General features: G+C 40.9%; 16 protein-coding genes. 11 read left to right on the top strand and 5 right to left on the bottom strand.

Features of this window, described 5'->3' with window-relative positions; translation table 11 throughout:
• Positions 1-516: 516 nt before the first annotated feature.
• The 3 genes from arcB (at position 517) to mtgA (ending at position 4,462) form a co-directional block, all read left to right on the top strand.
• Complete coding sequence (arcB, locus tag AACU95_RS02045) at positions 517-2,853, top strand: aerobic respiration two-component sensor histidine kinase ArcB (protein ID WP_004245272.1); 2,337 nt, start codon at positions 517-519, stop codon at positions 2,851-2,853.
• 236 nt (positions 2,854-3,089) lie between these two features.
• On the top strand, positions 3,090-3,740 hold the full coding sequence (elbB, locus tag AACU95_RS02040; RefSeq protein ID WP_036971322.1) for an isoprenoid biosynthesis glyoxalase ElbB: 651 nt from the start codon (positions 3,090-3,092) through the stop codon (positions 3,738-3,740).
• Positions 3,741-3,760: 20 nt separating this feature from the next.
• Positions 3,761-4,462 (top strand): monofunctional biosynthetic peptidoglycan transglycosylase, encoded by a 702-nt coding sequence (gene mtgA, locus AACU95_RS02035; protein ID WP_017827063.1) that lies wholly within the window; start codon positions 3,761-3,763, stop codon positions 4,460-4,462.
• A gap of 3 nt (positions 4,463-4,465) precedes the next feature.
• Here mtgA and AACU95_RS02030 read toward each other — a convergent pair whose 3' ends face one another.
• Positions 4,466-5,347: a helix-turn-helix transcriptional regulator gene (locus tag AACU95_RS02030; protein ID WP_004245268.1), complete on the bottom strand. Its 882-nt coding sequence runs from the start codon at positions 5,345-5,347 to the stop codon at positions 4,466-4,468.
• 493 nt (positions 5,348-5,840) lie between these two features.
• On the opposite strand from AACU95_RS02030, the gene AACU95_RS02025 reads away from it, so the two are divergent.
• Genes AACU95_RS02025 through ureG form a run of 7 tightly spaced genes read left to right on the top strand, consistent with a single transcriptional unit; the run spans position 5,841 to position 10,860 of the window.
• Positions 5,841-6,665, top strand: coding sequence for an urease accessory protein UreD (locus tag AACU95_RS02025; RefSeq protein WP_004248933.1), 825 nt, complete (start codon positions 5,841-5,843; stop codon positions 6,663-6,665).
• A 21-nt stretch (positions 6,666-6,686) separates the two neighbouring features.
• A complete protein-coding gene (ureA, locus tag AACU95_RS02020; protein WP_004245265.1) occupies positions 6,687-6,989 on the top strand; it encodes an urease subunit gamma in 303 nt (100 codons plus the stop codon).
• A gap of 8 nt (positions 6,990-6,997) precedes the next feature.
• Positions 6,998-7,324, top strand: a complete 327-nt coding sequence (locus AACU95_RS02015) for an urease subunit beta (RefSeq protein ID WP_004245263.1) — start codon at positions 6,998-7,000, stop codon at positions 7,322-7,324.
• Positions 7,321-9,024 (top strand): urease subunit alpha, encoded by a 1,704-nt coding sequence (gene ureC, locus AACU95_RS02010; protein WP_004245262.1) that lies wholly within the window; start codon positions 7,321-7,323, stop codon positions 9,022-9,024. Before AACU95_RS02015 ends, ureC begins: the two co-directional genes overlap by 4 nt.
• A 27-nt stretch (positions 9,025-9,051) precedes the next feature.
• Positions 9,052-9,537, top strand: coding sequence for an urease accessory protein UreE (ureE, locus tag AACU95_RS02005; protein ID WP_004245261.1), 486 nt, complete (start codon positions 9,052-9,054; stop codon positions 9,535-9,537).
• A 27-nt stretch (positions 9,538-9,564) separates the two neighbouring features.
• Positions 9,565-10,233: an urease accessory protein UreF gene (locus AACU95_RS02000; protein WP_012368848.1), complete on the top strand. Its 669-nt coding sequence runs from the start codon at positions 9,565-9,567 to the stop codon at positions 10,231-10,233.
• A gap of 9 nt (positions 10,234-10,242) precedes the next feature.
• The gene (gene ureG / locus AACU95_RS01995) at positions 10,243-10,860 is read left to right on the top strand and encodes an urease accessory protein UreG (RefSeq protein ID WP_004245259.1); all 618 of its coding nucleotides are present in this window, start codon (positions 10,243-10,245) and stop codon (positions 10,858-10,860) included.
• Positions 10,861-10,954: 94 nt separating this feature from the next.
• Here ureG and dolP read toward each other — a convergent pair whose 3' ends face one another.
• From dolP to AACU95_RS01975, 4 genes are all read right to left on the bottom strand, one after another.
• Positions 10,955-11,533, bottom strand: a complete 579-nt coding sequence (gene dolP, locus AACU95_RS01990; RefSeq protein ID WP_004245258.1) for a division/outer membrane stress-associated lipid-binding lipoprotein — start codon at positions 11,531-11,533, stop codon at positions 10,955-10,957.
• A 9-nt stretch (positions 11,534-11,542) separates the two neighbouring features.
• Positions 11,543-12,133 (bottom strand): DnaA initiator-associating protein DiaA, encoded by a 591-nt coding sequence (diaA, locus tag AACU95_RS01985; protein ID WP_004245257.1) that lies wholly within the window; start codon positions 12,131-12,133, stop codon positions 11,543-11,545.
• Positions 12,134-12,155: 22 nt separating this feature from the next.
• Entirely contained in the window at positions 12,156-12,533 is a 378-nt protein-coding gene (locus AACU95_RS01980; RefSeq protein ID WP_004245256.1) for a YraN family protein, read from the bottom strand.
• Between the two features lie 104 nt (positions 12,534-12,637).
• Positions 12,638-14,410, bottom strand: a complete 1,773-nt coding sequence (locus AACU95_RS01975) for a penicillin-binding protein activator (RefSeq protein ID WP_012368849.1) — start codon at positions 14,408-14,410, stop codon at positions 12,638-12,640.
• Between the two features lie 61 nt (positions 14,411-14,471).
• On the opposite strand from AACU95_RS01975, the gene rsmI reads away from it, so the two are divergent.
• Positions 14,472-15,350: a 16S rRNA (cytidine(1402)-2'-O)-methyltransferase gene (gene rsmI, locus AACU95_RS01970; RefSeq protein ID WP_004245252.1), complete on the top strand. Its 879-nt coding sequence runs from the start codon at positions 14,472-14,474 to the stop codon at positions 15,348-15,350.
• The last annotated feature ends 30 nt before the right edge of the window (positions 15,351-15,380 follow it).

The raw sequence follows: 15,380 nt of genomic DNA, 5'->3' as shown, positions 1-15,380 counted from the left end.
TCAAATTATCGATAAATAAAAAACAGGTCAATCAGCAAGGATATTTGACTATAGCCAGCGTGATGCGTGTTTTTTTTCTTTAATTATTTGATAAATAAAAATATTATTTGAAAATTATTTCATTGGTTATGGGATAGTGAGTGTGAGCTATCTCACTTTTTTTACGGGGTTCTGCTTTATTGCATTCTTTGATGTTAGATAATGCCAGTGAATTTATCTTAATTATTAATCTATTTTAGTATTTTATTGTTTTTATACTTTTTATCTAAAAAAAGACAAATTGCATTTTTTAATTTCTCTCTTTGGTAAAGAATATAACTATTATTTATGTAATACCTCTATAAATTGTTTTTATAAATGCTCGCGGGGAAAAAGGAGGATCACTGATACAAAATAATGCAAAGGCAAGATACAAGGTGAAAAATCGTGTTTTGGCTACAATTTTCTGAATGTTCACCACTTCGTCAATGTATTTTTAAGGTATCATTCTCTAGATTCAATCTATTGGAGTTTTCAATGAAATTGCTCAAAGGGCTTGCCCAATATTATGTAGATTTAATGATGAGGCTAGGGTTAATCCGCTTCTCATTACTGTTAGCATCCGCATTGGTTGTATTAGCGATGGTCGTACAGATGGCCGTGACATTCCTACTTGCCGGTGATGTCACTAGTATCGATCTGGTACGCTCTATCTTCTTTGGTTTGATTATTACCCCTTGGGCTGTCTATTTTCTTTCCGTGGTGGTAGAGCAACTTGAAGAATCACGACGTCGTTTATCGCGGATGGTCGATAAATTAGGCGTAATGCGACAGCGAGACTTAGAGCTGAATTCACAATTAAAAGAGAATATTGAGCAATTAAATTTAGAGATCCAAGAGCGTGAAAAAGTAGAAAAAGCCCATCTTGAACTATTGGAAAAACTCAAAAGTGAAATGAAGCGTCGTGAATTGACGCAAATTGAACTAGAGCAACAATCTTCCTTGTTACGCTCCTTCTTAGATGCCTCGCCAGATCTGGTTTACTATCGCAACGAAGATAATGAGTTTTCTGGTTGTAACCGTGCTACAGAGCTATTGACCGGTAAAAGTGAAAAGCAATTAATTGGCTTAACACCACTGGATGTGTATGACGAAGATATCGCCGTCAAAGTGATGGAAACCGATGAGAAAGTCTTTCGCCATAATGTGTCACTCACTTATGAGCAGTGGTTGGTGTATCCGGATGGGCGTAAAGCGTGTTTTGAGTTACGCAAAGTACCCTTTTATGACCGAATTGGTAAGCGTCACGGCTTAATGGGCTTTGGACGTGACATTACAGAGCGTAAGCGCTATCAAGACGCGTTAGAAAATGCTAGCCGTGATAAGACCACCTTTATTTCTACAATCAGCCATGAGCTACGTACGCCGCTTAATGGGATTGTCGGGTTAAGTCGTATTTTATTGGATACCGAATTATCACCAGAACAGCTCAACTACTTAAAAACTATCCATGTCAGTGCCATAACGTTAGGTAATATTTTTAACGATGTGATTGAAATGGATAAAATTGAGCGCAGAAAGATCCAGCTTGATAACCAACCTATCGACTTTACTGAATTTATCTCTGATTTAGAAAACCTATCGGGATTATTAGTCCAGCCTAAAGGGTTAAAATTCACCTTAGAAGCGCAAGAAACGTTACCGCATAAAATTACCACCGATGGGACTCGTTTGCGTCAAATCTTATGGAACTTAATTGGTAATGCGGTGAAATTTACCCAAGAAGGGGAAATTAAAGTACGCATTTGGCAAGAAGCGCCTGATAAGTTGTTCTTTGAGGTGAAAGATAGTGGTATTGGTATCCCTCAAGGTGAACTTGAGAAAATCTTTGCCATGTACTATCAGGTCAACGACAGTCAAGGTGGACGTTCTGCAACGGGAACAGGTATTGGTCTTGCTGTCTCAAAACGCTTAGCACAGCATATGGGAGGCGATATTCATGTGGAGAGTGAGTTAGGGCATGGTTCTATCTTTACGCTTTCCATTGTCGCTCCTGCGATTAAAGAGCAAAGTGATTTTGAAGAGGATGATGAATTATTGCTTCCTGCCCTTAATATCTTACTGGTTGAGGATATTGAGCTAAATGTTATCGTAGCATGTTCAGTATTAGAAAAATTAGGCAACACGGTAGATGTGGCGATGACTGGGCAAGAGGCTTTGCAAATGTTTAAGCCGGGTGAATATGACTTAGTATTGTTAGACATTCAATTACCTGATATGACCGGATTTGATATTTCAAGAAAATTACGTCAAGAGTTTGATAGCAGTGAATTGCCGCCATTGATTGCCTTAACCGCCAATGTCTTAAAAGACAAAAAAGAGTATTTAGACGCTGGAATGAATGATGTGCTCAGTAAACCGCTTTCTGTGGATGCGTTGACAGCCATTATTAATAAATTCTGGGGAGATGAAGCGGTTTCCGTGACATCGAGTGAGTCACCTCAATTGTTGAGTAAAAATGAAGAGTTACTCGATATCGACATGCTGAATCAATACATCGAACTTGTCGGACCTCAATTAATCACGGATGGTTTAGATGTTTTTGAAAAGATGATGCCAAGTTACCTGTCTGTCCTTGAATCTAATCTGACGGCACGAGATCAAAAGGGCATCACTGAGGAAGGACATAAAATCAAAGGCGCGGCAGGCTCTATAGGTTTAAAACATTTACAGCAACTGGCAAAACAGATCCAATCTCCAGAATTACCTGCATGGTGGGATAATGTTCAGGAATGGGTAGATGAGTTAGAAAGAGATTGGAGAAAGGATGTAGAAAGTTTAAGAAACTGGTTGGCAGACGCTAGAAAAAAATAACCCCAACCGAAGGTTGGGGTGCGCGAATACTGCGCCAACACCAGGGAAACTTTTCTACTCGCTTTTTTGATTATCATTACATAGGCGAATAGGATGAAGCTATTCCATACATCATACAAGCAACAAAATAGCAAATATAAGTTTTTTTGTTACAAGAAACATTTAAATATGTGATGGCGATTGGTGTTTACACCTATAAATGGGTAACTAGTAATCTACTACAAATGGAGAAAGATATGAAATCAATTGCGGTAATTTTAAGTGGTTGTGGTGTCTTTGATGGCAGTGAAATTCACGAATCAGTGCTCACAATGCTTGCTTTAAGCCAAAATAAAGCTGAGGTTCATTATTTTTCACCTAATGATTTTCAACCTACTGTAATTAATCATATTACTGGAGAAGAAAAAGCAGAAAAAAGGAATATGATGGAGGAGGCTTCACGTATTTCTCGTGGGAAAATATCGCCTTTATCAGATGCTAAGGCTGAAAACTTTGATGCGGTAATTATCCCCGGAGGTTTTGGTGCAGCAAAGAACTTATGTAATTTCGCCACGAAAGGTGTTCAGTGTGAAATTAACCAACAGCTCTTAACTTTTGTTCAAAAGATGCATCAACAGAAAAAACCATTAGGTTTAATGTGTATCGCCCCCGTTATGTTACCAAAGATGTTAAATGCCCCAGTAAAATTAACCATTGGTAATGATGAAAAAACGGCAGAAATGATCACCGAAATGGGAGGGATACATATTAATTGTCCTGTCGACGAAATAGTGGTTGATGATGAGTATCGGGTTGTGACCACCCCCGCATATATGCTGGCAGAGTCGATAGCACAAGCTCAGGTGGGAATTGAGAAGCTGGTTAAAAAAGTACTAGAAATGGCATAACAATAGAGTGAATACAGCAGATGGTACTAGTGAGAAAGTTAAAGAAACTATTAATTATTCTAATTGCTTTATGGTTAGGGATAGTTGTCCTGTTTTCTTTTTTACCGGTGCCTTTTTCTGCTGTAATGCTACAAAGACAAATTTCTTCGTGGAGTAAGTTTGATTTTTCTTATGTATCCCATTCTACATGGGTTAATGAAAATGAAATATCTCCGCAGATCTATTTAGCGGTAATAGCCTCTGAAGATCAAAATTTTCCAAAACATTGGGGATTTGATTTCGATGCGATTGAAAAAGTTTTCCAAAACAGCCTGCAAAGCTCAAAAACGATACGAGGTGCCTCTACTATTTCACAACAAACGGTCAAAAACTTATTTTTGTGGGATGGGCGCAGTTGGATAAGAAAAGGACTTGAAGCCGGAATGACGCCAGTGGTGGAGCTGATTTGGTCTAAAAAACGTATTTTAACCGTTTATCTGAATATCGTAGAGTTTGGCGACGGTATTTTTGGGGTTGAGCAGGCTTCTCAGCACTATTTTCGCAAGCCTGCTAAACAACTCACCGCCCATGAGGCGGCTTTATTAGCCGCTGTTTTACCTAATCCACATATTCTTCATGTTAATAAGCCTTCCGCGTATTTGCTAAAACGACAGCAGTGGATCTTAAATCAAATGCGATTAATGGGAGGAACTTCGTTTTTAAGCAACAATGCGTTGTTATAACCATTAAAATACTTTTTTTATTGACTCGTCATTTTGTGACGCCATTGTTGCTATTGCATTCGGATCGTTTGCTTGGCGAGATTGGGTGCGAAATTGCGATGGTGTCATACCATATTTACGTTTAAATGCGTCACAAAAATAAGCATTACTACCAAAACCACAGCGATGACTAATTTGAAACACAGAATAGTTAGAAAAGGTGAGGTAATTTAATGCGATCCCCATTCTGACATCCAACAGTAATTGACAAAACGAAACGCCCTCTTTACTTAAATGACGACGTAATGTTGATGGCGTAGTATAGAGCGTTTTTGCTACATCCTCTAAATGCCATTTACGTTGCGGATCTTGTGTTATTAGATGAGTAATCGCCTGATTTTTTGGCTCATCATAATTAAAACGAAAAATATTAAGAATATCGACCCCTTCGTGATAAACCGCCAGCAAAATAAAAAAGAGGCTCTGTTGCATAAACAGGGTCTCTTGAGAGGGGGTGCCATGTTCAAGCGGTAGACATTGCTGAAGTAACGTAAAATTAGTTTTAACCACCTCAGGTGTTGATAGATGATAATCAGGAAGATGACGAGTAATCGGCGCCCCTGATTTTATTAATGGTTTAAGTAAAGAGAACACAGATTGTAATTCAGTTTCAGACAGTACTAAGGTATGTAATTCAATCGGTTTGGTCGGGAAAAAATTTGTCACATCACAAGAAACTTGACTATATTTAGGAATAATCAACGTGAGATTAGTGGTGACTGTGATAGTTTGCCCATTAATACAAATCTCACCTTTTGCACCATATACCATCGCGATCATCGGGTTTTCGATGTAAAACGTTTTTAAGGATATTTGGTTAGAAGAAAGTATGTGTTTGTATTCCATTGTCTTAGATATACCACAGGCAAGTTCAAAATGAACATGGGTTAAAATAAACAAAGCTTAAAGTTAACCACTTAATTTGTGAACTTATAAGCAGTAAGCATGGGTTTTATTATCACAATATTCCTATTGCGAAACCGCGTCGTTATACCGAATAGTATAAGAGTGGCTCAGAATATAATCTTGTTGCTGAGCAATAACAATATCGATATCTGTTCATTTTTTACTTTTATTTTTACCATTGTTATTTTTTCTAAACAAATTGCTGTTTATTTAAAACGCATTTTTTGAAACTCGGTGTAAAATCGCGCGGCATTGATGGAGCGCTTTATCCTGTTTGAGGAAAATGCAATTTATCTTTATTCACACCCTACCCAACATTCATTTCATTATTTTCTCGGTGATTTTGAATGACATAATCTGATGGGTAGTGCGGTATATATTCGTCTATTTCCTGATTTATTTGATCAATTTTGCCAAGTTGGCAGGAGTGGGTATGCCTGACTTTTCTGAGAAGGGTTGGCTTGCTGACATCGCTTTACGATATGAGTTAAAGCGAGGAAAGACATGTCTTACTGAAAAACGTCATCTCGGCCCCTTAATGGTTCAGCGACCTTTTTATCCAGAACAAGGTGTTGCACATACCTATTTGTTGCATCCTCCTGGTGGGGTGGTCGGTGGTGATACGTTATCCATTAATATTAATGTGCAACCTTACGCACATGCCCTATTAACAACGCCGGGGGCGACAAAATTTTATCGTAGTGCAGGAGGCACTGCATCGCAAACGCAGACATTGACGGTTGCACAAGAGGGCTTTTTAGAGTGGTTACCCCAAGAGAATATCTTTTTTCCTGATGCTCAAGTGTGTTTAACCACACATATTCATTTAGCCTCATCAGCGAAATTTATCGGCTGGGAAATGCAGTGTTTTGGACGCCCAGTTTTAAATGAGTGGTTTGAAACTGGCAAGGTAAAAGGGCGCTTAAATTTTTATGTTGATGAGAGATTAATTTTAACAGAGTCAATGCGGGTTGAAGGCTTACAAAAACAAGCTGCCGCAATGCGTGAATTTCCTATGTTTGGCTCGCTTTATATTTATCCTGCAACCGATGCATTAAAAGAGATTATTCAACACCATTTAGAGAAGGTAAATCCCCTAGTTGAATATGGTTTAACGGATGTTGATGGCATTTTAGTTTTACGTGTATTAGGGACGCAAACCGAGCCGATGATGGCGTGTTTTGCGCAAGTATGGCAAATCGTCAGACAGCACTGGCTAGGTTATTGCCCTGAGCCACCGCGGATCTGGGCGACATAATCGTTTATTTTAGGAGCAGAAATGGAATTAACACCAAGAGAAAAAGATAAATTACTGCTTTTTACTGCAGGCCTTGTTGCAGAAAGACGTTTAGCTAAGGGATTAAAACTTAATTACCCTGAAGCTGTCGCCTTGATTAGTTGCGCCATTATGGAAGGCGCACGAGAGGGGAAAACAGTTGCTCAATTAATGAGTGAAGGACGTACTGTTTTAACCGCAGAGCAAGTAATGGAAGGGGTGCCAGAGATGATAAAAGATGTTCAAGTAGAGTGCACTTTCCCCGATGGCACCAAATTGGTTTCAATTCACTCACCTATTGTGTAGGTAATAACATGATCCCCGGTGAAATTAGAGTTAATGCAGCATTAGGCGATATTGAACTGAATGCTGGTCGCGAGACAAAAACCATACAGGTGGCTAATCATGGCGATAGACCTGTACAAGTCGGCTCTCATTACCACTTTTATGAAGTGAATGAGGCACTCAGGTTTGCACGAGAAGAGACATTAGGTTTTCGTTTAAATATTCCTGCTGGTATGGCTGTGCGCTTCGAGCCCGGTCAAAGTCGCACTGTTGAGTTAGTGGCTTTTGCAGGAAAACGTGAAATTTATGGTTTTCATGGCAAAGTGATGGGTAAATTGGAGAGTGAGAAAAAATGAAAACTATCTCACGTCAAGCTTATGCGGATATGTTTGGCCCAACAACAGGCGATCGTTTGCGATTAGCAGATACCGAGCTGTTTCTTGAAATTGAAAAAGATTTCACCACTTATGGCGAAGAGGTCAAATTTGGTGGTGGTAAAGTTATTCGTGATGGTATGGGGCAAAGCCAAGTTGTTAGTGCTGAGTGTGTCGATGTTCTGATCACCAATGCCATTATTTTAGATTATTGGGGCATTGTAAAAGCAGATATTGGTATTAAAGATGGCCGTATTGTCGGTATTGGCAAGGCAGGTAATCCAGATGTTCAGCCCAATGTGGATATTGTCATTGGCCCCGGAACAGAAGTTGTCGCGGGAGAAGGTAAAATTGTCACTGCTGGTGGTATTGATACCCATATCCACTTTATTTGTCCGCAACAAGCCCAAGAAGGTCTCGTTTCTGGCGTAACCACCTTTATTGGTGGAGGAACAGGCCCTGTGGCAGGTACTAATGCAACCACAGTTACCCCCGGTATTTGGAATATGTACCGCATGTTAGAGGCGGTGGATGAATTACCTATTAATGTGGGGTTATTTGGTAAAGGTTGTGTCAGTCAGCCCGAAGCAATCCGCGAACAAATAACAGCGGGTGCTATAGGTCTTAAAATACATGAAGACTGGGGGGCAACGCCAATGGCAATTCACAATTGCCTTAATGTCGCCGATGAAATGGATGTACAGGTGGCTATTCACTCTGACACCTTAAATGAAGGTGGTTTTTATGAAGAGACAGTAAAAGCCATTGCCGGTCGAGTGATCCATGTATTCCATACCGAAGGCGCAGGTGGTGGTCATGCCCCTGATGTGATCAAGTCGGTAGGAGAGCCCAATATTTTACCTGCATCAACCAACCCAACGATGCCTTATACCATTAATACCGTGGACGAGCATCTTGATATGTTGATGGTCTGTCATCATCTCGATCCCTCTATTCCTGAAGATGTGGCATTTGCTGAATCTCGTATTCGTCGCGAAACCATTGCTGCAGAAGATATCTTACATGATATGGGGGCAATTTCGGTGATGTCGTCAGACTCACAAGCCATGGGACGAGTCGGAGAAGTTATCTTACGCACTTGGCAGTGTGCACATAAAATGAAATTGCAACGAGGCACATTAGCGGGTGATAGCGCAGATAATGATAATAATCGTATTAAACGTTATATCGCTAAATACACGATTAACCCGGCACTGGCACATGGCATTGCTCATACGGTGGGATCAATAGAAAAAGGTAAACTTGCGGATATCGTGCTATGGGATCCCGCTTTCTTTGGCGTCAAACCGGCACTTATCATAAAAGGTGGTATGGTCGCTTATGCGCCAATGGGGGATATTAATGCGGCTATTCCAACACCGCAACCGGTTCATTATCGTCCAATGTATGCCTGTTTAGGAAAAGCCAAATATCAAACGTCGATGATCTTTATGTCAAAAGCGGGTATTGAGGCGGGAGTGCCAGAAAAATTAGGCTTAAAAAGCTTAATTGGTCGTGTGGAGGGCTGTCGTCATATCACAAAAGCTTCGATGATCCACAATAACTATGTTCCTCATATCGAATTAGATCCACAAACTTACATTGTTAAAGCGGATGGTGTACCACTGGTTTGTGAGCCAGCGACTGAATTACCGATGGCTCAACGCTATTTCTTATTTTAACCAGCGTTTTTATTGAGAATTTATTGAATGAAAAAATTTACTCAGATTATTGATCAACAAAAAGCGCTTGAACTAACCTCTACAGAAAAGCCAAAGTTAACCCTTTGTCTTACCATGGATGAGCGCACCAAAAGTCGCTTAAAAGTGGCTTTAAGTGACGGGCAAGAAGCCGGGCTATTTTTGCCTCGAGGCACCGTACTTAAAGAGGGGGATATTCTGCTGTCAGAAGAGGGCGATGTTGTCACCATTGAAGCGGCTAAAGAGCAAGTATCAACGGTTTATAGTGACGATCCATTATTGCTTGCTCGTGTTTGTTATCACTTAGGTAACCGACATGTACCATTGCAAATAGAAGCGGGTTGGTGTCGTTATTTTCACGATCATGTATTAGATGATATGGCTCGCGGCTTAGGGGCTACGGTGGTGGTTGGCTTAGAAAAATACCAACCTGAGCCGGGGGCTTATGGTGGATCATCCGGTGGTCATCACCACCACCATGATCACCACCATTAATGGCACAGCGATCATCAAAGGAGGTGCATGATGCTAGCTGATCTGCGCTTATATCAATTAGTTAGCCCCTCTCTTCCGGTAGGTGCTTTTACTTATTCTCAAGGGTTAGAGTGGGCCATTGAAAAAGGTTGGGTATGCTCAGCAGAAACCTTGTCAGATTGGTTAAGCGCACAAATGACCGGAACATTAGCCACACTCGAGCTTCCTATATTGCGGCAATTACAAACGAGTTTGGCAAAGGGTGATAGCGATACAGTGAAATATTGGTGTGACTTTATGGTCGCAAGTCGCGAAACCAAAGAGTTAAGGCAGGAAGAGCGTCAACGGGGGATCGCTTTTGCCCGTTTACTTCCTCAATTAGGCATTGAATTAGACGATACGTTACAACAGCGGGTTAAACAGACGCAATTAATGGCGTTTGCGTTAGCTGCCGTGCATTGGCATATCGATAGTGAAAAGCTCTGTTGTGCCTATGTTTGGGGCTGGTTAGAAAATACGGTGATGTCTGGGGTAAAACTGGTGCCATTAGGGCAAAGCGCAGGGCAAAAAATGTTGTTTGCTCTAGCTGAGCAGATCCCCGCTATTGTTGAGTTATCGGCACATTGGCCACAAGAGGATATTGGCAGTTTTACGCCAGCTCAAGTGATCGCCAGTAGTCGCCATGAAACTCAATATACTCGACTTTTTCGTTCATGAGATAAAGAGATGCAAGAATATAATCAACCACTGCGTATTGGTGTTGGTGGCCCTGTTGGTTCAGGAAAAACAGCACTATTAGAAGTTCTTTGTAAAGCTATGCGCGATAGTTACCAAATCGCCGTTGTTACCAATGATATATATACACAAGAAGATGCAAAAATTTTAACTCGTGCGCAGGCTCTTGATGCGGATCGGATCATTGGTGTTGAAACAGGAGGATGTCCTCATACGGCTATTCGTGAAGATGCTTCAATGAATTTGGCTGCCGTAGAAGAGTTGGCGATGCGCCATAAAAACTTAGATATTGTTTTTGTCGAAAGTGGCGGAGATAACTTAAGTGCGACCTTTAGCCCTGAATTGGCTGATCTTACTATTTATGTTATTGATGTTGCAGAAGGTGAGAAGATCCCTCGCAAGGGGGGGCCGGGGATCACACATTCTGATCTGCTGGTGATCAACAAGATCGATCTTGCGCCTTATGTGGGAGCGTCATTAGAAGTGATGGAAGCGGATACAGCAAAAATGCGTCCTGTGAAACCTTATGTTTTTACTAACTTAAAAGAGAAAGTAGGTTTAGAGACGATTATCGATTTTATTATTGATAAGGGTATGTTGAGACGTTAATCACTATGAGTACCAGTATCGGTTATCGCTGTTACAATGACCGATACTGGTAAAATAATACGCTACTACCACGTGATACCTATCAGCGATATATTTAGTTTAGATAGGTAAATGCCGTTGTTACTTTAACAACACCTTTGGTTTCACTGGCAATTTTAGCGGCTGCAGCCCCTTCTTGACGGGTTAATATCCCTAATAAAAATACTTCGCCATTTTCGGTGATCACTTTTACGGAAGATGATTTGACGGCATCGCTAGCTAAAATTTGTGAACGTACTTTAGTGGTTAACCATGTATCTGAAGAAGCAGTGCCTAATGTCACAGGCTCACCTTGGCGAACTTCATTATAAACATTGTTTACTCCTTCCACTTTGCTAGCAACTTGTTTAGCTGTCTCTGCAACCGACATATCTGGACTTTGTCCAGTTAACAACACATTTCCTTGATAAGCGGTAGCGACAATGCGCGCATTACTGTTCTTGATCTGTTGGTTTTTATTTAGAGCACCAGAAACTCGGGCTTCCAATGTGCCATCATCAACTTGTTGTCCTAATGAACGAGGATCGGTTGCGGTTTTGCCAGCAACGGCAGCAGTACCCACCACAGCGGCACCAATACAGCCTTGTAGCAATAGCGCGGAACAAAGTACTGCGGTAATCGGAAGCAATTTCATAGTAACTCCTTAGTCATCCTGATGTGGGAATAATGTATTATCAATTAAGTCGCAGAGACAATTGACCGTTAACATCTGCACTTCCTGTATTCTGACTGTACGCTGAGAGGGGATCCTGATCTCCACATCTTGAGGGCCTAATAATCCAGCAAGCTCACCGCCATCATAGCCAGTCAGTGCAACAATGGTCATATCTCGAGTAACAGCGGCTTCAACAGCTTTAATAATGCTTCTGCTATTACCATGAGTGGAAATAGCTAACAGTACATCACCTGCTTGCCCTAATGCCCGTACTTGTTTGGCATAAATTTCATCATGTTGCTGATTTCCCATAATGGCGGTCATCACAACACTGTCGGTATTTAAAGATAATGCCGGTAAACTTGGGCGCTCTGTTTCAAAACGATGGATCATACTAGCAGCAAAGCGTTGAGCCGTTGCTGCTGAGCTACCGTTGCCACAGCTTAATATTTTATGTCCGTTTAACAAAGATTGAACCATCATCATGGCAGCTCTGGAAATGGCATCGGGTAACGCTTCTGCTGCTGCAATTTGAGTTTGAATACTCTCTGTAAAGCAGACTTTTATTCTATCAAGCACGTTAAGACCTATATAATCTAATTTAACGAATAAATTCCGTATGATCGAGAATGTTTTTTAGCCATATTAACTGGCGTTGATCAAATGCACAAATATCAAAGCGACAGTTAACCGTCTCGATACTTTGTTGGCGTTGAGCTAACCAACAATTGGCGGCGTACCATAAGCGGCGCCGTTTACTGTAGGTCACTGAGCTGATTGCATCACCAAATTGTGCACTACGCCGAAAGCGGACTTCAACAAATATCCATGTTCTATTACCCTGCATAATAAGATCAATTTCTCCACAGGGATATCGGACATTACGCTCAATTAACTTTAACCCTTGTTGGCGCAAGTAATTTAACGCTTTTCTCTCATAATATTGTCCGACTAGATAAGTACTTTTAGGAATAATCATCCATGATTTCCTGATGTTATCTCTTATAAATAAACCGCCTCAAGATAAAGTCAGCTCCTTATCTGGAGACTTCAAAGAGGCGGTTTATGGGGGAAATTGCTTACTTATTGTCCCACAGGTTCAATTTTACCTTGTTTAAATTGCATCCATGGGAGTTGTCGATAAATAGTGCAATTATCTTCCACACGTAAAGAGCCAGAAACACCATTGAACTGTAAGGTTCCTTTGGTGAGTTCATTGTAATTGTTTGCTAATGACCATGCATCAATACCCATAGCGTAAAGGCGCATTAATGAGTAATCGTTCGCAAATTTACTGGATGCTTTTTGCATTAACGGTAAATTTGCTCCCGTCATAAGAGGAATATCACTAAATTGGATACCGTCCATTTCCATACGAAAATCTGGCCCCATTCCCCCTTGATTACTGCGTGAACTGACATAAATCGGTGGGCGTTTTTTGGTACTGATTGCCATATCAATCATTGGTTTAATCAATGTTAACTCATCGCTAGTGGCAATGATATACACAGAATCAATAGCACCGTTTGTTGTTGGCATTGAAGCGGTATCTAATGGCAGTGGTGCATTGTCTGTTGGCAATACCGGGGTTCCTGTCATTCGAATACCCACGCCACGATTAATTGAACTTTTTAGACTATCAAGAGAGCCGAAAGTTTGTTGTAAGACGGTTCCACCCCCGCTACGCTGCCACTCATCCGCAAAAGTTTGTGCCATTCTTTGACCGAATTTATTGTCAGGAACGATAATAAGTGGATTAGATTTTTGTTGCTGGCGTAAGTGTTGAGCCGCATTACGAGTTTCATCTTCTGGGGAAAGTGAAAAGAAACACACTGTAGTAGCAAGAGGAATATTATCAACTTCATTTAGTGCTAAAACAGGTAAACCACTTTTTAACTCAATAGTTTTGATCACTTCGGGTTTTAATAGTGGCCCCACAATTAAATCAGCACCCTCTTGTTGCACTTGTTTCAGTAACAGATCAATGGGTTGGCTATTGGTATCATACATAATCACTTGGCGATTATTTTGGACAATAGGATCTAATTGCACGCGGCTATTACCCGCAAAGGCTTCGGTTTCTTTTGCTGAAGTAGCATCACTATTTTCAGCGCCTTCCGCTGTATTATCATCCGTTGAATTATCGTTTTCCGTTGTTGCTGTGTCTGCATTCGGAGATGAAATACCTAATTCTGCTAAAATGGAAGCTAAACTATCTTGTTGGGGGGCTTCTGGCGCTGCGTTAGCTTGAGGTTGAGGTAAACCTTCTTTAGCATCGGTAAAGCCTTGCATAATAGCATTACCAAATACTTTAGCTTGTCCTGTTAACGGTAATAATAATGCGATTTTTCCGCTATTACTGACGGCAGATTGTGATTGGCGCAATAACAGCGTCGGTAATGTTAGCGCTCCTGGATTGCGTGGATAGCGTGTTTGCCATTCGCGTATTGCTTGGGATAATTTATCCGCATCATCTTGGTTATATTCATAAGTGTTGAGTAAATCTAACCAGCCTTGTAATGTATTTTCATCAGCTTTGATTACCACACTACGACGTTGTTCAGGTGTAAGCTTCGTGAGTGTTAACCAAGTATCATCAATATTTTGCTGATGTAATACAGGATCAGTGATAAGGGGTTCTAGGCCAATATAGGCACGGATCACATCTAAAGAGGCTTGTCCGTTCGCATCATCAATGACTTTCTGAAATTGTTTCATTTCCACTTGCGCTTTTTCAGCAGGTGTCAGTGGCTGTTGTTGTTGCCCCGTCAGGGTACAACCTGACATAATCAAGGCAGAAAGTATTGCAGTATAGGATAAACCTGTTTTAAAACGCACAAAAATTGAGGAAAGCATACTGTACCCAGTGATGTTTTATAATTATGCTCAATTTTAAATCGGTCATTCGGAATAAACAATGAATCAACCTAATCGAGCAGCGGTAACGACATCCACACTGTACATAGTACCCACACCCATTGGTAATCTGGGCGATATCACCCAGCGGGCACTTGATGTGCTGTCTCATGTCGATTTAATAGCTGCAGAAGATACCCGTCATACAGGGCTTCTATTACAGCATTTTGCCATTAACGCACGTTTGTTTGCGTTACATGATCATAATGAACAGCAAAAAGCAGATCAATTAATTAGCAAATTACAACAAGGGCTAAGTATCGCATTAGTCTCTGATGCAGGTACACCATTAATTAATGATCCCGGCTATCATTTAGTCAATCAGTGTCGCAAAAACGGTATAAAAGTGGTGCCATTACCTGGGGCATGTGCGGCAATTACCGCGCTATCAGCCGCCGGATTACCTTCTGACCGTTTTTGTTATGAAGGTTTTTTACCAGCAAAAACAAAAAGTCGTCAAGATTGTTTGCGTGATTTAGCACAAGAGCCACGTACTTTAATCTTTTATGAGTCCACCCACCGTTTATTAGATAGTTTAGCGGATATGGTGACGGTTTGGGGGGAAGCGCGCTATGTTGTATTGGCAAGAGAATTAACCAAAACGTGGGAAACCATTCAAGGAATGCCTGTTGGGGAATTACTTAACTGGGTTCGTGAAGATGAAAATCGCCGTAAAGGAGAAATGGTATTAATTGTGGAAGGGTATCAAAAGCCACAAGAAGACCATTTTGCCCCAGAAGTATTACGCACATTGGCGATTTTACAAAAAGAGTTACCTTTGAAAAAGGCGGCAGCAGTTACCGCTGAGATTTATGGCGTGAAGAAAAATGCGTTGTACAAACACGTCATTGCGCAAAATGAAGCGGAACAAGATCAGTAAAACGATTTTTTGTTTCTTTCGCTATACATT

The organism is Proteus sp. G4415, assembly GCF_963896075.1.
Taxonomy (GTDB): Bacteria; Pseudomonadota; Gammaproteobacteria; order Enterobacterales; family Enterobacteriaceae; genus Proteus; species Proteus mirabilis.
Note: the sequence above shows the minus strand (reverse complement) of the source record. Positions and strands in the feature narration are given on the sequence as shown.